Origin of the sequence: Sulfuricurvum sp., from assembly GCF_049587615.1 — a bacterium.
Lineage (GTDB): Bacteria > Campylobacterota > Campylobacteria > Campylobacterales > Sulfurimonadaceae > Sulfuricurvum.
The window spans coordinates 12990-32769 of the sequence record NZ_JBAVEF010000028.1; the positions used below are offsets into that span (position 1 = coordinate 12990).

The following is a 19780-nucleotide window of genomic DNA, read 5'->3' on the forward strand; positions in this document are numbered from 1 at the left end:
TGTCTTACACTTTGAGAAGGAGCATTACAATGGAAATCTTGCAGACAACTGCCAAAATGCAGCAAAGTCAAACATCAACCCCAAGGGCGGCGGCCGAAGCGCAGAGTACCCAGCAAATGCAGAGGGGGCAGATTCAGCAGGACAAAGCTGCCCAAATCAGCAGTGATGAAAAAACGTCAAAAATTGATTCTCAAGAGAAAATGGATCACTTGGTCGAACAGCTCAACCGTTCACTCGATCCGTTTAATACCACTTTGAAGTTCGGTTTCGACAACTCATCGGAAGATTTTTATGTATCGGTGATTGAGACCAAGAGCAATCGGATGCTCAGACGTTTTCCGGTTGAACAAGCGCAGCTGCTTTTGCCGAAAATGCAAGAACTCCATGGAATCTTATTTGATGAAAAGGGATAACATCGAAGTCCTAAGACATTTTTACCTATAATTTTATTCGAATTAACTAAAGGAATTTTATGCACACCAATCTTGCCTACAATGCGTACACTCAAAACAATATCGGTGTGGAATCACCGGAAAAGCTGATACAGATGATGTATGAAGGGGTATTACGGTTCAATATGCAGGCAAAACGTTCCGTGAATGAGGATAATATCGAAAGACGAACCTACTGGATCAACCGATCCAGTGCCGTCATAACCGAACTGCTCAATACCCTTGATTACACTCAAGGAGAGATCGCCCATTATCTCTCAGGCCTCTACAGTTATCAGCTCCGTCTCCTTGTAGAAGCGAACATCTACAACGATAGTACCAAAATTGATGAAGTATCCCAGGTCATGAAAGGGCTTTTAGAAGCATGGAAAGAGAGCACCCATGTGGCTCACCAAAATTAAAACCGCTTTGGTGCTCGAAGAGGTTGAGCGTATCGATTCATTGATCGACGAGATACCCCTCTTTGATACCCTCGCACAAATGGAGGAGGCTGCTTACCTTCTCGCGCAGTGTAAAATTCTCCTGGAACAGCACCAATCCCAGAACGCGCAAAGACTCAAAGAGATCAAAAACACCCTCGATTTTCTCAAATCTACCCAAACCCAGCCCCCTTCTTCGTTAAATCTAAAATTTTAACCCTTTTCTCACCCTTTTTTTGATAAAATCGCGCTATTCGCTCCATGATTCAATGATGGAGTAGGGGTATCAATGATAAGGATGCAAGGATGAAAAAAGAGGTTAAAAAAGTTGTTCTCGCCTATTCTGGCGGATTGGATACGAGTGTTATTTTAAAATGGCTTCAAGATGAATACAACTGTGAAGTGGTTACTTTTACCGCCGATATCGGTCAAGGCGAAGAAGTCGAACCCGCACGTGCAAAAGCCATCAGCCTCGGGATCAAACCTGAAAATATTTATATCGAAGACCTTCGCGAAGAGTTCGTACGCGACTATGTTTTCCCGATGTTCCGTGCCAATGCAATATATGAAGGAGAGTATCTCTTGGGAACCTCCATCGCACGTCCGCTTATTGCAAAACGTCAAGCCGAAATCGCCCGTATTACGGGTGCTGATGCCGTCAGTCACGGTGCAACGGGCAAAGGAAATGATCAAGTCCGTTTTGAAATGGGCTACCTCGGACAAAACAGTGCTCTCACCATCATCGCGCCATGGCGCGAATGGGATCTCAACTCTCGTGAAAAACTCCTCGCATACGCTGCGGAGCACGGAATCAAGATTGAGATGAGCGGTAAAAAATCCCCGTATTCCATGGATGCTAATCTCCTTCACATCTCGTATGAGGGGGGAATCTTAGAAGATCCGGCTGCTGAACCGGAAGAGAGTATGTGGCGCTGGACCGTATCCCCTCAAAACGCACCGGATGAAGCGGAATACATTGAAATCGGCTATGAGAAAGGAGACCCTGTCAGCTTGAACGGCAAAGCCCTCTCCCCTGCCGTGATGCTCGAACAGCTCAACATTATCGCCGGACGTCACGGTATCGGACGTGCCGATATCGTGGAGAACCGATTTGTCGGGATGAAAAGCCGCGGTTGCTATGAAACTCCGGGGGGAACCATCATGCTTAAAGCGCATCGCGCCATCGAATCATTGACACTGGACCGTGAAGAGGCTCACTTGAAAGATGAGTTGATGCCGCGCTATGCAAAATTGATTTATAACGGTTTTTGGTTTGCCCCGGAGCGCGAAATGCTCCAAGCGGCTATCGATAAAACGCAGCAGAATGTTCGCGGAACTGTTCGGTTGAAACTCTACAAAGGGAATGTGATGGTTGTGGGGCGCAGTTCCGACCTCTCCCTTTTTAACCCTGAGTATTGCACCTTCGAAGAAGATTCTGTCTACGATCAAAAAGATGCCGGAGGCTTTATTAAACTCAATGCGTTGCGTTTCATCATTGCCGGTAAAGCTCGAAAAAACAAATAACCCAAGGAAGCATTATGAGCATCATTAAAATTGATATGAATTCCGATGAATTCCAAGCAGAACTCGAAAAGACAATCAAATTTACCGACAAAGTGGTAAACCAATTCAATTGGGCTTACAATCCTCAAGAAGAGATTAACGAGGGGGTTCAACTCGGGCTTGCCCGTAACAAAATGATGTATAACAAACGTTTTTGTCCGTGTTACATGGTTGAAGAAGTAGACGGAAAATATCAAAGTACCGATAACCGGCTATGCCCTTGTACCACTGCAATCGAAAAAGAGATACCCGAAGAAGGTGTATGCCACTGCCAAATTTTTTGTACGCCCGAATTCGCAGCTGCAAAACGACTGGAAATGGGGATCGAGGAAGTTACCCATCAACATTCTCGCGGATTAACCAAAGAAGAGTGCCAAATGTTGTTAACGAAAAGCGATATCGACAGCGATGAACTCACTTCCCTTTTCGAAGCACGCGAGTTGGGAATGGTTAATTTTAAAGTGGTCGATGTTCGCGAATGGATGGAATGGAAGATGGGACGTATTGCCGGCGCCGATGTTTTGGTACCGACCAGCAGTTTTTTCCAAACGCTCACAGAATCGAAATTGGATAAAAACGAAAACATTATCGTTTATTGCCACGTCGGCAGCCGAAGTGCTCACTGCCAGCGTATCTTGTCCGACATGGGATATACCAAAGTTTCCAATCTTGCACACGGTATCGTCTCTTACGGCGGCCAAATCGTTCGCGGTTAATCAAGGATTATCAATGAAAGTATTATTGACGAAAGATGTCAAAGGGGTCGGAAAATCCGGCGAGATCAAAGAGGTTGCCGACGGATACGGCAAAAACTTTTTGATCGGTAAAGGGTTAGCCCTCGCCGCTACTCATGAAGTTTTAAAAAAGTATGAGTCTGACCAAAAGAAAAAGGCCGCACAGGATGCAGCCGAAATTGAACGTCTCAATGGGATCAAAACGCAGCTTGCCGATATTAAAGTGGTAATTACCAAAAAGCTGGGGAATACAGGACATCTTTTTGGTTCCGTTACCAAAGAAGAGATTGCCGATGCTCTGCTAGCACAGCACGGTATCGAAATCGATAAAAAAGAACTTGATGCGAAACACGGGATCAAAACAACCGGTTTGCATGAGCTCGATCTTAAACTCGGCCACGGAATCCACGCAACACTGCATGTCGAGATTAAAGGTGAGTAAAGCCGGCTTCGTCGCTCTCGTAGGGCGCCCCAATGCGGGGAAAAGCACTTTGATGAACTGGATTTTAGGTGAAAAAATAGCCCTTGTCAGTCAAAAAGCCAACGCAACGCGTAAGCGCTCGAATGCCATTGTGATGCATCACGATGATCAAATTATTTTCGTCGATACTCCCGGGCTCCACCAGGCCGAAAAACTCCTAAATCAGTACATGCTTGAAGAAGCGCTCAAAGCGATCGGAGATTGCGATATCGTTGTCTATCTCGCACCGGCATCTGATAAAACGGTCCATTATGAAAAATTTTTGGAACTCAATGGCGATAAGCGCAAACACATTATTGTACTCAGCAAAATCGACCAAATTTCCCAAGCCGAATTGCTCAAGAAAATCGGAGAATATAACCGTTTCAGTGAGCACTTTCTTGCCCTTATTCCGATGTCCGTTACCAAAAACGTCGGTAAAAACGACCTGCTCGACACCATCGTCAAGCATCTCAACGAATCTCCCTACCTTTACGACCCGGAAAATATCACAACGGAAATGGTGCGCGACATCTATAAAGAGTTTATCCGCGAGGCGATTTTCGACAACATCAGCGATGAGATCCCCTATGAGTCGGATGTCATCATCGATAAAATCGATGAAGATGCCCCCGTAGAACACATTCGTGCCACCATTATCGTCGAAAAAGAGTCCCAAAAAGGGATCATTATCGGCAAGGGGGGTTCAGCTATCAAACGGATCGGGAAAAGTGCCCGTGAAAAAATTGAACGTTTGGCTTCGAAACCTGTCTATCTTGAGCTGTTCGTCTCCGTCAAAAAAGGGTGGACTACCGATAAAAAGTTCTTAAGTGATCTCGGATACGAATGGTAAAAAGGGGTGGAAAAAGTTCCTCCAAATTTCTTGCACATTTACAATATTCTTTGAGCTCGGATCTCCTTTCGAGTTCCCCCCTCAAACAACAAAAATACGCCTCAATCCCCCTCCAAAGTTGCCAGGGAACGATACATTCCCTTTATCTTTAAAAGGTTTAAAAAACAGTTTAAGTTTCATTCCGCTACAATCGATACAGAACAATTTCAAGTTTTCCAAGCTTTTTGGGCAGTGTTCAAAAATCAAGTGATCAGTAGAACAATAATTACTCACAATTTATCCCCTTTGCAGGCAACAGTGTGACTGAAATGAGTAAGTAAGCTACAGATTTTTTTGTAAGTGCCGATTTTAAGGTTATAATCGTGATTTTCATAGATTGAGACTCTATAATTGGTTTTATGAAATAAAGATGTCAAAATTAGAACGTAAAATGTGTATCATGTTTCAGTATTTGGATTTCAAATAGTTGAAAGAGATGGTGCAATACAATGATCAAAAAGAGTTTACCGGCAAAACTGCTTCTACGGAATGGTTCTTGTACATTTTAAATAGGAAAGAGGATGAGTAAAAGCCAACAACAAACCTATTCAGCCATCGTATCTGCCAACCCCTACAAAGGGGATTATTACGTTGGGACATTCAACACACTATCGCTCAGCACTTCTCCTTCTTTTTCAAAAGAACAATATTCTGTCTCTTTTTTAAACACCAAAGGATTTATATCAACCCTCATAGGGATCAGTAAAAATATCCCTGATGATGATGTTTATGATGCTCTTGAAAACAAAGTTTATGAAGAACTTGCATTGGATATGGCGATTGAATACCAGATTCGTTACGTTGAAGCCATACACAGGGGAACAGAGGGAGATCGCTTTTTTCATGTATTTGTCGTTGATCCACTAACGTTAGAACAAGACTACACCAAAGTCATTGATGAGATTAAATACATTGATCAAATTGTACCGATCCCTTTATTATTGAAATCATTATACGTCAAAGAGATCATCGATTCTTCGGATGTCCATTGTTTTATCTATTTCCAAGAGAATGATGCTTTTTTCTGTATTTACAATGAACAAGAGTTTATTTACGCCAAATCACTGAAATTTTCTCTCTTGCAAATGCATGAACGGTTTTGTGAACTTTTAGGTGAACAAATTGATTTTAATACGTTTGGAACGATGCTTGCAAAAGAGGGATTAAACACTTCAAATTCCGACTATCAAAGAAATCTGATCAAACTGTTTGGTGAAATTTTCCTTCATATCAGTGACATCATGGCCTATGCGAAAAGAGCTTATGAGATCAACCGGTTTGACGAAATTTTCATCGGCACAAGTTTAGGCAGTGTCCTTGGATTAGACGAATACGCACAAACTTATCTGGGATTAAAAACAATCCCGTTTGATTTTGATTACGGCTTTAATACGGAAGGGTTCCGCGTCGATCAAATTCATCAATTGATGCATTTGTACGGGCGTCTTGAGGCCGAAGAACGGTATGATTGCAATTTTACGGTCTTCCATCGTCCTCCACCCTTCGCAAAACGGGAAAGCGGAAAACTCATTTTAATTGCCGCCGCCTCCCTAGCCGGAGCTCTTCTCTATCCTGGAGTGTATTGGGGTTTATCGTATATTGAAGAGTTCCACCATGCCGTCTTGACAAAAGAGTACGAACAAGTCCATATTGAAAAAATGACCCGAGAAGCGACCGTTAATCTCAAATTGGCCAATAAAAATGCGGCCCAAACCCTCTTGGATGAACAACAAAGCGCTTACAAACAAAAAAAAGACACCTTAGTAAAAGTACACGAGAAAAAAGTGGATTACCCGATGAAAGCAAAAATCATGGCTGATTTTACCCGCAGTTTCAATCAGTATCGTGTACAGCTTAAAACGATCACCTACAGTGAAGATCTGAACAATACAAAAACCTTTGCATTTGGGTTAACATCCTCAAAAACACAAGACATTACGGCACTCCTTAAGCATCTCACGGATCTTAAACGTGATCAGTATGACTTCAATCTAGAGATGATCGCATACGATACCAATAGCTCTTCTTATCTCAGTGAATTAAAGGCGGTAATCAAATGAAATTACAAATCGAAGACTACCTTTATTCCCTCGATCAATCCCTTTCACAAAAGAGCGATCGTGACAAAATGATGCTCTACGTCATGATTTTTGCCTCTTTGTTTGTATTTTCTTATTTATTCTTTTGGGAGAGTTCCGAACAAAGCTTCAATGTTTCTCACGAAAAAGCGCTGAAGGTTGAAAATGATCTCAATATAGACAAACAGTATTTAAGTGCAAATCCTCCTGAGCGGATTGTTCAAATTGAACAAGAAACGGTTGAGATAGAGAAACAGCATGTACTTTACGTTCAATATAACAATTACATTAAAGAGCAGCTTGAACAAATTTCTTCTCTTTATTATGATGAAAAAGTATGGGGATCATATCTCGACTCAATATCGCATTATGCCCGAGCCTACAATGTCAAATTAGCTCAATTTGGAAATACTCTCCAAACGGATAACAGCTCTTTTGGACATGTTTTGGATATCACCATTTCTTCCGAAGGGCCTTACAAAAACACCCTTAAATTTATTAATGCCCTTGAACAAAGTTACTTGGTAGTCGATCTTCATGATTTTAATATGAGCGCTGAAGATAAATTTAGAGGGGATCTTAATATCTCAGTATGGGGGATTGTAAGACAATGAAAAAATACCTTCTTTTAGGATTTATCGGCTTAATCTCGCTTCATGCCGCAGTAACCCCTTCTGCCCCTATTGTAGACAGTTTCACCACCGTGCAACCGCAGGGAGATAAAGAATTGGTGTGGGTAGATGAACAAATTCAGGCTATTTTACCTTCACGCGTCGGTGTTCCGGATGGTTTTATCAATTCATTGCGTGATCCGATGAAAATGAATAAACCTGTTCGTGTTGCCAGTACAAGTGCCATTTCATCTGGCATGAGGCTTCTTGCCCCTCCAAAGTTGGGGAACACTATGGCTTTTTTACCTCAACCTAAAGTTGTGGAAGAGCCTTTACGCCTTTTCGGCGTTATGAACAAGAGCGTGTTGATAAGTGGAAAATGGTATAAAGTCGGTGATCATGTCCGCAATTATACCGTTGCCGAAGTGAAACAAAATTCCGTATTGTTAACCGGAAAAAAAGATCAAAAACTCATTTTGTTTCTCACCAAACAAAATAATAATATTAAAATCATCACGAAATAGGAAAGTATCATGACATCTGTAATTAAACACCATGCACGAGCGTTTATGTTATCCGTTGCCACGGCTGCCCTTCTATCGCCTGCTCTGCAAGCTGATTGTAGCTATGAGCTTTTCAATATCTCTTCCGTCAAAGGGACGAGTGTAGGAGAGTTTGTCGATCAGCTCAGCGATGAGTGCGGTATGAGCGTCATTGTGACGGACGAACAAGCCGAAGGTATTCTTAAAAAACCAATGAACAAAACGTTTTTGAAAAACCTGACAATTAATGAGGTTTTAGATTTAATTATTAAAGAAAACAACCTCCAATATACGCTTCAAAACAATGTATTAAAAATTTCCTATATTACCACCAAAACCTATAACATCGATTACATCACGACCAAACGTGTCGGAACCGGAAGTACCAATATCCGCCTAAGTTCAAATTCCGGTACAGCTGCAGGGACAACAGGCTCAACGGGTGTAGCCGGCAGCACATCGTCAACTGCTTCAACGACAGCGAACAAACAAAGCAGCAACAATGCATCGTCCGAATCGGGAACCAATATCACCACCATGGATGAAGTGAATTTTTGGGACACGTTGGAAAAAGAGGTTCGTAATATTCTAAGCCGTCCGGAAGACAATTACAGACAGAAAAAATCTGAAAATCTCACCGATGCACAAACCCCTTCTGTCAAAGACGAGGATGAGTTTCATAATATTTTCATCAATAAAAGTGCCGGTTTAGTTACGGTGACCGGAACCGGAAAGCAAATTCAACGACTCGACAGTTATATCAACGATTTGCAGAAGAAAATGGAAACGCAGGTACTGATCGATGTCAAAATGTACAGTATTGTCTTTACTGACGGCTCAACAACCGGTATTGATTGGACACAAATCTATAATCTTCAAAACTTTAAGCTCGGATTTAACCAAGCCAATCGTACCAACGTATCAGGTGGCACCTTCGATACGGCATATGAGGGTGATTTGGTAGAAGGTTCACGTCTTTCAGGGACGGTGGCAGATCCGACCATCGAATATGCACCGATTGCCGGTGTGCGGGCTCCGGTAGATGCGATATCACGACTCTTTACGATGAGTAACAGTATCAGTATCAACAACCTTCTTATGTTTCTCAAATCACAAGGGGATGTGTACGCGATTTCCAATCCAAAAATTTTAACCCTTAACAATCAGCCCGCTCTGATCACAGCCGGAACGGAACTTTTTTATAAAACCATCAATACCTCAACCCTCGCAGGGGGGACGACCGGAGAACAATCGCAAACCGAGATCATCAGTTCTGTATTCTCCGGCGTATTGCTCGACATTACTCCTGAAATTGCCAATGACGGGACCATCACCCTTCGTATCAACCCTTCTGTTTCGGAAACAGCGAGCAGTGTCTCAACGGATAATGCAACACGTAGAATGCCACCGGACTTGAGCCGTCGCCAAATTTCTACCGTTGTTACGGTCAAAGACGGTAATCGAATTGTATTGGGCGGCTTGATTAACCGCAAATCGTCCAATACCACAACGAAAGTACCGTTCCTCGGAGATATCCCTCTTGTCGGCTACCTTTTTAAACAAGAGGGGATGAGCGAAAAAGTGGAAGAGCTCGTTATTATTATTGAACCGCACATCGTTAAAAAAGAAAATGATACTCTAAGCCTGTCCGATCTTGGCTATACACGGGTAGACAAAGCGATGTCAATACCATCCAAAGAGGAAACCAAATAACGGATGGAGCATTCCCTTTTCTCAAAACCGCGTGATCTTTTTTTAGATATTGTCAATCCGAGAGATTATGTTCAGATCGACAGTGTCTCCCATATGTATCAATCGCTCAAAAATTCGGTTCAAAAACCGTTAAAAATGATTTTGTTGTATGGGAGACCCGGAACCGGAAAAAGTATGCTGCTCCACAAACTGCATCATGACCTCTCCAAACACCAAAAAGTACTCATGGTATCGACACCTATTGTGGATGAGGATGATTTTTTACGGGTAATTGCCCAAAATATTTTTGGTCATTCTCCCCGAGAAGTAATGACGCTCAACCGTTTTTTAGAGATTTCATCCGCGCTCTCTCTTCGAGACACCCCTATTGTTTTGTTGGATGAAGCGCAGCTTTACAGCCCCTCTTTAATGGAAAAGATTCGCCTTATTTCGGATGCAAGAGCCATTAAGTTTGTGATTACCCTCCATAAGACCGACAAAGAAGACATTATTGCAAAAGAACATTTTCAGACCCGGATATGGGAAAGCATCGAACTGCAAAATGCCTCAGCCGAGGAACTCAAAATTTATGTCCAGAAAAAGCTTTTAAAAGCCAACTGTTTCGATGTAGCCAATATGTTCAATGATAAGAACATGAAATTGGTCGCTGCTCTCACCAAGGGAAACTATCGCGAAACGAACAAACTCCTTTTTTCTCTTTTCAGTCTCTATTGTTGGTATGAAGAGAACCACCCTGCACGCATCCAATACAATGCTATCAAACCCAAATGGATTGAAATGGCCGCTATTCATACAGGATTAATACATGCTTGATATTAAAAGATTGGAGCGGCGCTGGCTTAAATACAAGATCAAATCTTTTTTCCCCTATTTTATTGCTCTCTTCGTGATCCTCTCCATGCTGATTGGGACTTCACTGTGGTTCAATGCTGAAGATTCCGAAGATCATAACCGTACGGATAGTCAAAAAACCGTTGTTTCCCCTACGGCAGTACCCCTTCCCCCGATGAGTGATCATAACAAAACGGTATTGGAACCCTCAATGGAATTTGTCCAGGCCTTTCAAAATCAACCTGCAGCAAGTGAACCCGAAACAAAAATGCCCTCGGCAGCACTCCCCATCCCTGCCGTAAATAAACCGGCCCCTCCAATCCCGACTCCGCCTAGAACATTGCATATGCCCGAATATACTCCTCCACCGGTAGTTCCAGCCGTATCAAGATCGGTTACGAATGACAAGTCCCTTTCCATCAATCGCAATGAATCCAAACTCGATATTGAAGATTTGCAGCGCCGGTTTAAAGAGACATCCAATGCCAACCTCGGACTTTTTATCGCCCGGTATTATTATGACCACGGAGATTACAATGAAGCCTACAATTATGCGTTAAAAACCAACAATGTGAACAACCGGATTGATGAGAGCTGGATCCTTTTCTCAAAATCATTGGTAAAACTCGGGAAAACCGATCAGGCTAAAAAGACACTGCAGCTTTATATTTCACAATCCAATTCAGACGCGGCACGAGGCTTATTGGATGCGATTGAAAAAGGAAACTTCAAATGAGATCACCCCTTTTTTTACTCTTATTCTCCTACACTTTATGGGCGGATGCAGGTCAAAACCTTTTCGACATGTACCAAAAAGGGATGTATGCCCAGGGATGTGACTACGGATACCGTTTTTTTGCTCGCAATGAGCATAATGAACCGTTTGTCTCACTCATCGGATTTTCATGTTTAAAAGCCGATCAAATCGATCGGCTCTCTCCCGTCATGTCCGCTTTGTCACAAACTCCGGATGCGCGTGCCAACAGTGCATATTTCGCCCTCATCGTTATGCAAAAAAAACTCTTAATGCAGGCTTTATTTGATCATAAACCCATTCAAAAGCTCCAATTTCCTACGAGTGGCCATCTCCTCTCAAAGATCTTTGATCTGTACGTCAAAAATCCAAAACACAACGATCCCATCAAAGAGTACCAAGACCCGGCAAATCCAAGACAAAGTTACAAACTCTACACAACACACTCTGATGGACGAAAAAGTATAGCTATAGATGAATATTATGATAAAATATTAACCCTTCATCACGTGTATTAAAAAGGATTAAGATATGGATCGTATCACCCATGATTTACTTGAAAAACGCCATATCTCCCAACAACAAATTGATCGTTTAACCTCGAGAGGGGTTCAGGATGACACGGTTTTAGAAACACTGACAAAAGTCGGTGCCATCTCCATCAATTTTATCAAGCGTTTTATCGTTGAACAAATCCGCCTCGGCCGATATGAATTTTCCATCATTAAAAATTACCATTTTTTAGACGAAACATCGATATTGGCTCACTTGGCTGAAGTGATCGAAGTCCCCTTTATCGACCTTGACTCCATCGATATGGATTATCGACTGGTTGAGAAAATCCCGACGGCACAGCTGAAACGCTACAATGCCCTCCCCATTTCACAAGATGACATGTACGTTACCGTTGTGTTTGCCGATCCCTTAAATATCGAGGCCCAAGAGTCCATTCAACGTCTCTTTCCCCGAAAATCCCTTAAAATCGCGGTGGCTACCGAAAAACAAATTCAAGCCTATTTGTTCAAAATGGAGCTCAAAGACAGTGTTAAAGAGCTGGTTACGAATATTCGCAACGAATTGCGCAATATCGGAACGATCGAAGAGCAGCAAGAAGCTTCTTCTATCCTGCAGCTTATTGATGTTATCCTCAAAGCGTGTATCAAAGGGCGTGCAAGTGACATCCATATTGAACCGACAGAGCGCAACTGTGTCGTTCGAGGACGGATAGACGGCAAACTCACCGAAATCTTTATTTTTGACCGTGATATATATCCCCCTTTGGCTTCACGTATCAAACTCCTCGCCAACCTTGATATTGCCGAGCGGCGCAAACCCCAAGACGGCCGTTTTTCGGCTATGGTTATGGACGCCGAATTCGATTTTCGTCTCTCTACCCTCCCCATTATCTACGGCGAATCAATCGTTATGCGTATTTTGGACAAAACCAAAGCCTTGGTCAAACTCGAAGCATCCGGAATGGATTCGGAAAGCTACCAAAAGCTGATTAAAGGGCTCCAATCTCCCTTTGGAATTATTTTGGTGACCGGACCTACCGGGAGCGGTAAAACGACGACTCTCTACGGCGCATTGAATGAACTCCGAAATGTCGAAGACAAAGTCATTACTGTAGAAGATCCGGTGGAATATCGGATGAATCTGATTCAGCAGGTTCAAGTCAATCCGAAAGTGGGGCTCTCTTTTGCCGATGCGCTCCGCTCTATCCTCCGTCAAGACCCCGATAAAATCATGATCGGGGAGATTCGCGACCATGAAACACTGGAAATCGCGATTAAAGCGGCCCTTACCGGCCATTTGGTCATCTCTACCCTCCATACGAATGATGCTATCAGTGCCATTCCACGTATGGCCGATATGGGAGTTGAACCGTATCTTATCAGCGGTGCACTCGTCGCCGTTCAAGCCCAACGGCTGGTACGGAGAATTTGTATCCATTGTAAAAAAGAGGTCGATATCCCCCAAAATATTCTCCAAGAATACGGTTCGCTCATCCCGCCTCATACGATTTTCTATGCAGGGGCCGGGTGCAAAGAGTGTAACGGGACAGGATATATGGGACGTGAAATGATTTGTGAAGTCCTCCCTATCACGGAAAATCTCTCAAGTATGATTGCCCGGGGAGCATCGAAAGATGATCTGTTTAAAGAGGCTAAGAGAGAAGGATTTGTCGGCATGTTTGAAAACGGAATGGCGAAAGCCGTTCATGGAGTGACCACGTTAGATGAAATATTAAGGGTGGCAAAAGGATGAAATATTTTATAGCAACAGTTCTTACTAAAGGGAAAAAAACTGACCAGGGGTTTTACGCAGAAAACAAAAAAGAAGCTCACTATATCGCGAAAATCAAATACTCCGGATTAATCTTAAAAGTGAATGAATCTTCTCCCCCGTTGGAGGATCAGCTTCGTAAATTTAAAGAGAGCCTATTTTCGAACCTGCGAAAACGGAAACTCAAGCAAGATGCCCTGATCGCCGCCATACGGCAGCTTGCCGTTATGACGAACGCCGGAATCTCCATTCACGACTCTCTCAAAGAGATTGCCGATGCAACCACCGATAAAACATTGCAGACCGTTTTAGGGACGATAGCAGAAGATATCAATGCCGGACACAGCCTCTCTCATTCAGCCGCTAAATTTGCCTATGAACTCGGAAATCTCTCTTTGGCGATGATTGAATTGGGAGAAAAAACCGGTAATATGGCCGAAGCCCTCCATAAACTTGCCGATATGCTCGAAGAGATACGACGAAATATCATCAAATTCAAAAAAGCAATGGCCTATCCGCGCAACGTTATGATCGCCATGGCCATCGCCTTTACCGTTCTGATCTCCTACGTCGTTCCGCAATTTAAAGCCATTTTTGAACAACTTGAAGCCGAACTTCCGCTGCCGACTAAAATCCTCCTCTTTTTAGAGCATCTCTTTAATACCTACGGCCTTTATGTTCTCGCAGCGATTTTCATCTTTGTCTTTGCCTTCCGATATATGTTGAACCATAACCGCCCGTTTCGCTATAAATGGCATCAATTTTTGCTCCGTCTTTACCTGATTAAAAACATCATCATGTTTGCGACGCTCAATCGATTTACCTTGGTTTTTTCGGAACTTGTCCGGGCAGGTATTCCGATCGCGGAAGCACTCGAGACCTCGATTGCCATGATCGACACCCTCCCGCTTCAGGAGAAGTTGTTAACGGTACGCCAAACCGTCGAAAAAGGGGGGACTCTCCACAACGGTTTGGCAGAAACCAAACTTTTTGAAAACATGATTATTCAAATGATCTCTGCCGGTGAGGCCAGCGGTCAGCTCGATGCTATGATGCAAAAAGTCATGGAATATTACAAAATGCGCTTTGATGCCATTATTGACGGTCTCTCCGAAGCGATTGAGCCGATTATGCTCTTGATTATTGCTTGTATGGTTGTTTTATTAGCCCTCGGTATTTTCTTACCTATGTGGGAAATGGGGAATGCGGTCCAAGGACGCCGATAAAAAAGAGGCTACGCCTCGTCGGTCGATCCTTTAGCCACAAGAGCCGCATAGGTTTCGTCTTTGGGAATCAGCCCCGCTTCGAATAAAAACTGAGAGGGGATAAAGTTGGTTTTTTTGATCTTGTCATACTTGGCATAACTCAAAAAAAGGCGGTCTTTTGCCCGTGTAACCGAAACATAAAAAAGGCGCCGCTCTTCTTCGATACTGCCGCTTCGAGACATCAGTTTTCGGTTGGGAAAGCGTCCGTCCATCAAATCAATCACATAAACTTCCTGATATTCCAACCCTTTTGAGGCATGGATACTGAGCAGGTGGACCCCTTCTCCCTGAGTCAAATCCTGTGATCCCAAAACCATGGCATTTAAAAACCGTTCATGATCTTTATAGGGGCGGGAGAGTTCAAACAAAATGGTGCACTTTCGACGGATCCTCTCTTGTGATTCAGCCTTAGCTTTCTCATCAATCGAGCCGTTCTCCGTCGTGGCCCGTTTTGTTGAGAGCATTTCAATCACATGTCCGTATAAGCTTGAGAGGGCAATCTTTTGAACCGCCGCTTTAGGCTCTTTAATCTCCCGCAATTGACGAAAAAGGATAAAAAGATCGTGCATAAAGGTCGCCGAATCTTTCGTCAGTTTGGCATGTTTTAAAATCGGGTTCCCCATAAAATTGGGATCAAATCCGAGCTTGGCAAACCGCCCTGCACTTCCCATCTCGGCATAATCATCAAACAATCCCAACTGATGATTGAGCCGCCGCTTTTCAAACGGATTGGAGATCTGTGAATCGGGAGAATATAATCCTCGGATAAACGATCCATGCCCCAGTTTTTGCAACGCGACAAAAAGCTCTTTGGCGATAGCGCTCCCTACCCCTTTGGCGTAGTCAAACAAATGGATAAAGGCCATCATATCCGATTCATTGACCAGCAGGGTATACATATCCAGAAGCGCTTTAATCTCTTTGGAATCAAAAAAACTGCTCCCCCCGCGCCGGCGGCACGCTATCCCCATTTCACGCAATGTCGCTTCAATCCCGTCCGCCGATGCGTTGTTTCGAAAAATGACTGCAATCTCTTCACGCGGGGTGGAAGAATCGCCTATTTTTTGGGCGATCCCGTGATACTGATCAAAAAGTTCCTCATAAATCAGCAATGCAGGGCTTTGCGCCTCTGCCGTTCGGGTCACCTCGAGCGCTTTGGGATAGATCCGCTCATTATAGGCGATAACCGTATTGGCCAAAGAGAGAATGGGGACGGTCGAACGATAATTTTTATTGAGCGTATACACCTCGGCATCGGGGAAATTGGTCGTGAAAGAGCCGATAATCGAGATATCGGCACCGTTGAACGCATAAATGCTCTGGTCATAATCCCCGACGCAAAAGAGCGAGGGGGGGCGCATCGCATTGATCAGTGTCCCCTGAAGAGCATTGGTATCCTGGTATTCGTCAATCAACACCTCTTTGTACCCCAAATCGCTTTCCCGGGCAAGATCGCGCATATGGAGAAGCAAATCGTTGAAATTGACAAACCCGTACTCTTTTTTGAGCGCCTCGAACTCATCAATGATATCGGCATAGATAGCGGCATAGACCGCATGTTCATCCTGCCTTGTTAAAATCCACTCTTCGAAATTGACATTCAGCTCCGTATTCTGATAAAACGAATAGACATCATAAAGATAGTTGGCACCGTATGCCGATGTCGCACAATCGATGTGGCTGAATGTGCGCTTTTCATAAACGCTGCGAAAGAGCGTTTTGAGTTCCCGCGGCTGTTTGAGAACGACCTTCCCCTCTTTGCGCTTCAGCCACCGATAGCTCACCGCATGGAAGGTTCCGGCATCGATTTTGGAAGCAATTTCACGACCGAAAAAAGCAGCTACCCGCTCCACCATCTCCTGTGCCGCTTTATTGGTAAAGGTGAGAAGCAAAATCTCTTCGGGTTTCACATTTTGGGAGATAAGATAGGCAATACGTCCGACAATCGTCGAGGTCTTTCCCGTACCGGCCGAAGCGATAATAAGGTTATGTCCATAGGGAGCGGTTGCGGCGGTATATTGCTGTTCGTTGAGACGCGAGAGAGGCAAGAGGCTCCTTAAAGCCCCAAGGAAAAGGAGCTAAATTATGATTTAAATTTTTTGATCGGTTCGGCCAAACCGAAGTCGGGATGATTTTTTACATCCAATACCGCTTGTGCCATGGTCGCGTTGTCTTGATTAAAAATAAGCGGGGCTAGGAAGTTGATGCACGATTCATCGAGCGGATTTTGAATAACAACGACATTATATACAAGGACGTTTGAATTTTCATTAATATCCAGTAAAACGCGCACGGATAGCGGAACGTCAAAGGAATATTCACGCAGAGGATATGGATTGACCACCGTAAAACTTACCTTCCCGTCACAACTTCTGAGGGTTGAAAACAACTCATCGATTTCCTTCAACTCTACACATTCAATATTCTCAAACCCTAATATTGTTGATTTCACCTGATACTGCAATGATACTCCTTTAAACGACTCTTTTCTTACAGAAGCAAATCGCGTTCCCCCGATTTTTGGTATAATTCGCGATATTTTTTGAACCCAAGGCTTTGTTATGTCAACTACCCACTACGATCCCAAAAATATTGAAGAGACCTATTACCCCATTTGGGAAAATCGAGGCTATTTTGAAATCGACGGAAATAAGACGATCGCAAAGCCGGATAAACATTTTGCCATTATGATGCCTCCGCCGAACGTCACCGGACGTCTCCATATCGGGCACTCGCTTACCTTTACCCTCCAAGATATCATCGTCCGATACAAACGGATGGACGGATATATGACCCTCTGGCAGCCGGGAACCGACCATGCGGGGATCGCGACCCAAAACGTCGTGGAAAAACAGCTTCTCGCCGAGGGGAAAACCAAAGAAGAACTCGGTCGCGAAGCGTTTTTGGAACGGGTTTGGGCATGGAAAGAAGAGAGCGGCGGAATCATGGTAGGACAGCTCCGCAAACTCGGGGTCTCTCCCGCGTGGAGCCGTGAGCGCTTTACAATGGATGAGGGGCTAAAATCCTCCGTCAAAGAGGCATTTGTCCACCTCTACAACCAAAACCTCATCGTCCGCGGCAACTATATGGTCAACTGGTGTACCCATGATGGTGCACTCAGCGACATCGAAGTGGAACACGAAGAGCATCAAGGGAATTTCTACCATATGCGCTACCCGTTCAGTGACGGAAGCGGTCATATCGTCGTCGCTACGACCCGACCTGAAACCTATTTCGGTGATACGGCGATTATGGTACATCCCGATGATGAGCGTTACCTCCACCTCATCGGCAAAAGTGTCACCTTGCCGCTTATCAACCGCGATATCAAAATCATCGCCGACAGTCATGTTGATCGTGACTTCGGAACGGGTGTCGTTAAAGTCACCCCGGCCCATGATACAAACGACTACGAAGTGGGCAAACGTCACGATTTAGAGTTCATCACCGTTTTCGATGAAAAAGGGATGTTAAATCACCACGCAGGCCAATTTGAAGGGTTAGAGCGTCTCGAAGCGCGCGCCGTGATCGTCAAACGTCTCGAAGAAGCGGGATTCATCGAAAAAATCGAAGAACACACCCACCAAGTGGGGCATTGTTACCGTTGTAAAAATATCGTAGAACCGTACATCTCGAAACAGTGGTTTGTCCGTAAAGAGGTAGCACGTGGTTCCATCGATAAAACGAATGAGGGGCTCACCCAATTCTTCCCGCCGCACTGGATCAACAGCTACAACGCGTGGATGGGGGATCTGCGTGACTGGTGTATCTCTCGCCAGCTTTGGTGGGGACACCGTATCCCTGTTTTTTATTGCGATGATTGTAACCATGAGTGGGCAAGTTTGGAAGAACATCCAACTTCATGCCCTCATTGTGCCAGTAAAAATTTCACCCAAGACCCTGACGTTCTCGATACATGGTTCAGCTCCGCGCTCTGGCCATTCTCAACGCTCGGATGGGGGAATGGCGATACCGCACAAGATCAACTCTTCCAAAGCGAAGATATGGCCCGCTTTTATCCTAATACTCTCCTTATCACGGGATTTGATATCCTGTTCTTCTGGGTAGCCCGTATGATGATGATGGGTGAGAGTTTCACGGGAGAATTGCCGTTTAATCATATCTACCTCCACGCATTAGTACGCGATGAGCACGGGCAAAAAATGTCCAAATCCAAAGGAAATGTTATCGATCCGCTCGATATGGTTGAAAAATACAGTGCCGATGCACTCCGTTTCACCTTGGCTGTCCTTGCCGTTCAGGGTCGTGACATCCGTCTTAGTAACGACCGTTTGGAGCAAAGCCGCAACTTTACCAACAAACTTTTCAACGCTTCCAAATTCCTCCAAATGAATGTTCCGACATTCAAAGATTTGGCGGATCAAGAGATCACCACTCCGTTGGGTCGTTATATGCTTTCTCGTTTCCATCGTGCAACGGCGGAGACGAGAGCGTTCCTGGACGAATACCGCTTTAACGATGCTGCAACAGTACTCTATCGCTTCTTGTGGAACGAGTTCTGCGACTGGGGTATCGAGCTTGGCAAAGCGTCCAAAGAGAGTGTAGATGAGTTGGGAAGTATCTTCAAAGAGTCGATGAAACTCCTCCATCCGTTTATGCCGTTCATCACCGAATACCTCTATCATGAGCTTTCAGGGACAACCCTCGAAGAGGGTAACTCCATCATGATTATGGCGTACCCTGAAAATACACAAACAGATGAGGCTATCGAAGCGGAATTCGCGATCATCATGGATGCCATCGTCACCATCCGTCGTGCCAAAACTCTCGTCGATCTCGGCAACCAAAAAATCGATCTCGCCTACCTCAAATGCGGAGGGGATCAAGCTATGATGGCTCCGTTTATCAGTCGTTTGGCAAAAGTAGAGACTCTCCACTTCACCGAAAGCAAAATCGATAATGCGATCAGCGACATCGGCGATGCTGTCGAGGTCTATCTCCCGACCGATGCGATTGATCTCTCCCCGATCATCGAGCGCCTTAGCAAACAACGCGAAAAGCTCCAAAAAGAGTCCGATAAACTACGCGGGATGCTTTCAAACGAGCGTTTTGTCGCCAATGCGCCTGAAGCTGTTATTGCTGAAAACCGTAACGGTCTTGCCGATGCCGAAGATAAAATTTCCAAAATCGACGCTCAGCTCGGTGCGTTAGGCAACTAA

At 44.3% G+C, this 19780-nt stretch carries 19 protein-coding genes; 17 read left to right on the forward strand and 2 right to left on the reverse strand.

From position 1 onward, the window contains the following. Window positions 1-29: 29 nt before the first annotated feature. The 16 genes from WB308_RS06135 to WB308_RS06210 all read left to right on the forward strand — a co-directional run bounded on the left by WB308_RS06135 (window position 30) and on the right by WB308_RS06210 (window position 14561). Window positions 30-413: a flagellar protein FlaG gene (locus WB308_RS06135; RefSeq protein ID WP_424190011.1), complete on the forward strand. Its 384-nt coding sequence runs from the start codon at window positions 30-32 to the stop codon at window positions 411-413. A 59-nt stretch (window positions 414-472) separates the two neighbouring features. Next, a complete protein-coding gene (gene fliS, locus WB308_RS06140; protein WP_424190013.1) occupies window positions 473-853 on the forward strand; it encodes a flagellar export chaperone FliS in 381 nt (126 codons plus the stop codon). Then, window positions 834-1088, forward strand: a complete 255-nt coding sequence (locus WB308_RS06145) for a hypothetical protein (protein ID WP_424190015.1) — start codon at window positions 834-836, stop codon at window positions 1086-1088. Before fliS ends, WB308_RS06145 begins: the two co-directional genes overlap by 20 nt. 89 nt (window positions 1089-1177) lie before the next feature. Continuing rightward, complete coding sequence (locus tag WB308_RS06150; protein WP_424190017.1) at window positions 1178-2395, forward strand: argininosuccinate synthase; 1218 nt, start codon at window positions 1178-1180, stop codon at window positions 2393-2395. A 14-nt stretch (window positions 2396-2409) separates the two neighbouring features. Further along, window positions 2410-3150, forward strand: a complete 741-nt coding sequence (locus WB308_RS06155; protein ID WP_424190019.1) for a ferredoxin-thioredoxin reductase catalytic domain-containing protein — start codon at window positions 2410-2412, stop codon at window positions 3148-3150. Window positions 3151-3163: 13 nt separating this feature from the next. After that, the gene (rplI, locus tag WB308_RS06160) at window positions 3164-3610 is read left to right on the forward strand and encodes a 50S ribosomal protein L9 (RefSeq protein WP_424190021.1); all 447 of its coding nucleotides are present in this window, start codon (window positions 3164-3166) and stop codon (window positions 3608-3610) included. Continuing rightward, complete coding sequence (gene era / locus WB308_RS06165; protein WP_424190023.1) at window positions 3603-4481, forward strand: GTPase Era; 879 nt, start codon at window positions 3603-3605, stop codon at window positions 4479-4481. Before rplI ends, era begins: the two co-directional genes overlap by 8 nt. A gap of 560 nt (window positions 4482-5041) precedes the next feature. Beyond that, window positions 5042-6580, forward strand: a complete 1539-nt coding sequence (locus WB308_RS06170) for a hypothetical protein (protein WP_424190025.1) — start codon at window positions 5042-5044, stop codon at window positions 6578-6580. Continuing rightward, the gene (locus WB308_RS06175; protein WP_424190027.1) at window positions 6577-7212 is read left to right on the forward strand and encodes a hypothetical protein; all 636 of its coding nucleotides are present in this window, start codon (window positions 6577-6579) and stop codon (window positions 7210-7212) included. The genes WB308_RS06170 and WB308_RS06175 overlap by 4 nt, the downstream gene beginning before the upstream one ends. Next, window positions 7209-7733 (forward strand): hypothetical protein, encoded by a 525-nt coding sequence (locus WB308_RS06180; RefSeq protein ID WP_424190029.1) that lies wholly within the window; start codon window positions 7209-7211, stop codon window positions 7731-7733. The genes WB308_RS06175 and WB308_RS06180 overlap by 4 nt, the downstream gene beginning before the upstream one ends. Window positions 7734-7742: 9 nt before the next feature. Then, entirely contained in the window at window positions 7743-9464 is a 1722-nt protein-coding gene (locus WB308_RS06185) for a secretin N-terminal domain-containing protein (RefSeq protein ID WP_424190031.1), read from the forward strand. A 3-nt stretch (window positions 9465-9467) separates the two neighbouring features. Further along, window positions 9468-10277, forward strand: a complete 810-nt coding sequence (locus WB308_RS06190; RefSeq protein WP_424190033.1) for an AAA family ATPase — start codon at window positions 9468-9470, stop codon at window positions 10275-10277. After that, window positions 10270-11031 carry a tetratricopeptide repeat protein gene (locus tag WB308_RS06195; protein ID WP_424190035.1) on the forward strand — a complete coding sequence of 254 codons (762 nt, stop codon included), beginning with the start codon at window positions 10270-10272 and terminating at the stop codon, window positions 11029-11031. The genes WB308_RS06190 and WB308_RS06195 overlap by 8 nt, the downstream gene beginning before the upstream one ends. Further along, window positions 11028-11567, forward strand: a complete 540-nt coding sequence (locus WB308_RS06200) for a hypothetical protein (protein WP_424190037.1) — start codon at window positions 11028-11030, stop codon at window positions 11565-11567. Before WB308_RS06195 ends, WB308_RS06200 begins: the two co-directional genes overlap by 4 nt. Window positions 11568-11580: 13 nt before the next feature. Then, window positions 11581-13317: a GspE/PulE family protein gene (locus WB308_RS06205; protein ID WP_424190039.1), complete on the forward strand. Its 1737-nt coding sequence runs from the start codon at window positions 11581-11583 to the stop codon at window positions 13315-13317. Further along, complete coding sequence (locus tag WB308_RS06210; RefSeq protein ID WP_424190041.1) at window positions 13314-14561, forward strand: type II secretion system F family protein; 1248 nt, start codon at window positions 13314-13316, stop codon at window positions 14559-14561. Before WB308_RS06205 ends, WB308_RS06210 begins: the two co-directional genes overlap by 4 nt. Before the next feature lie 8 nt (window positions 14562-14569). On the opposite strand, the gene WB308_RS06215 is transcribed toward WB308_RS06210, so the two are convergent. Next, complete coding sequence (locus WB308_RS06215) at window positions 14570-16648, reverse strand: ATP-dependent helicase (protein WP_424190043.1); 2079 nt, start codon at window positions 16646-16648, stop codon at window positions 14570-14572. Window positions 16649-16683: 35 nt separating this feature from the next. Beyond that, entirely contained in the window at window positions 16684-17064 is a 381-nt protein-coding gene (fliW, locus tag WB308_RS06220; protein ID WP_424190045.1) for a flagellar assembly protein FliW, read from the reverse strand. 97 nt (window positions 17065-17161) lie between these two features. Here fliW and WB308_RS06225 point away from each other — a divergent pair, with 97 nt between their 5' ends. After that, window positions 17162-19780, forward strand: coding sequence for a valine--tRNA ligase (locus tag WB308_RS06225; protein WP_424190047.1), 2619 nt, complete (start codon window positions 17162-17164; stop codon window positions 19778-19780).

Bases quoted from the DNA above. Each gene is read 5' to 3' on its own strand.
- WB308_RS06135 (WP_424190011.1), top strand. From the start codon at position 30: ATGGAAATCTTGCAGACAACTGCCAAAATGCAGCAAAGTCAAACATCA.
- fliS (WP_424190013.1), top strand. From the start codon at position 473: ATGCACACCAATCTTGCCTACAATGCGTACACTCAAAACAATATCGGT.
- WB308_RS06145 (WP_424190015.1), top strand. From the start codon at position 834: ATGTGGCTCACCAAAATTAAAACCGCTTTGGTGCTCGAAGAGGTTGAG.
- WB308_RS06150 (WP_424190017.1), top strand. From the start codon at position 1,178: ATGAAAAAAGAGGTTAAAAAAGTTGTTCTCGCCTATTCTGGCGGATTG.
- WB308_RS06155 (WP_424190019.1), top strand. From the start codon at position 2,410: ATGAGCATCATTAAAATTGATATGAATTCCGATGAATTCCAAGCAGAA.
- rplI (WP_424190021.1), top strand. From the start codon at position 3,164: ATGAAAGTATTATTGACGAAAGATGTCAAAGGGGTCGGAAAATCCGGC.
- WB308_RS06170 (WP_424190025.1), top strand. From the start codon at position 5,042: ATGAGTAAAAGCCAACAACAAACCTATTCAGCCATCGTATCTGCCAAC.
- WB308_RS06175 (WP_424190027.1), top strand. From the start codon at position 6,577: ATGAAATTACAAATCGAAGACTACCTTTATTCCCTCGATCAATCCCTT.
- WB308_RS06180 (WP_424190029.1), top strand. From the start codon at position 7,209: ATGAAAAAATACCTTCTTTTAGGATTTATCGGCTTAATCTCGCTTCAT.
- WB308_RS06185 (WP_424190031.1), top strand. From the start codon at position 7,743: ATGACATCTGTAATTAAACACCATGCACGAGCGTTTATGTTATCCGTT.
- WB308_RS06190 (WP_424190033.1), top strand. From the start codon at position 9,468: ATGGAGCATTCCCTTTTCTCAAAACCGCGTGATCTTTTTTTAGATATT.
- WB308_RS06195 (WP_424190035.1), top strand. From the start codon at position 10,270: ATGCTTGATATTAAAAGATTGGAGCGGCGCTGGCTTAAATACAAGATC.
- WB308_RS06200 (WP_424190037.1), top strand. From the start codon at position 11,028: ATGAGATCACCCCTTTTTTTACTCTTATTCTCCTACACTTTATGGGCG.
- WB308_RS06205 (WP_424190039.1), top strand. From the start codon at position 11,581: ATGGATCGTATCACCCATGATTTACTTGAAAAACGCCATATCTCCCAA.
- WB308_RS06210 (WP_424190041.1), top strand. From the start codon at position 13,314: ATGAAATATTTTATAGCAACAGTTCTTACTAAAGGGAAAAAAACTGAC.
- WB308_RS06225 (WP_424190047.1), top strand. From the start codon at position 17,162: ATGTCAACTACCCACTACGATCCCAAAAATATTGAAGAGACCTATTAC.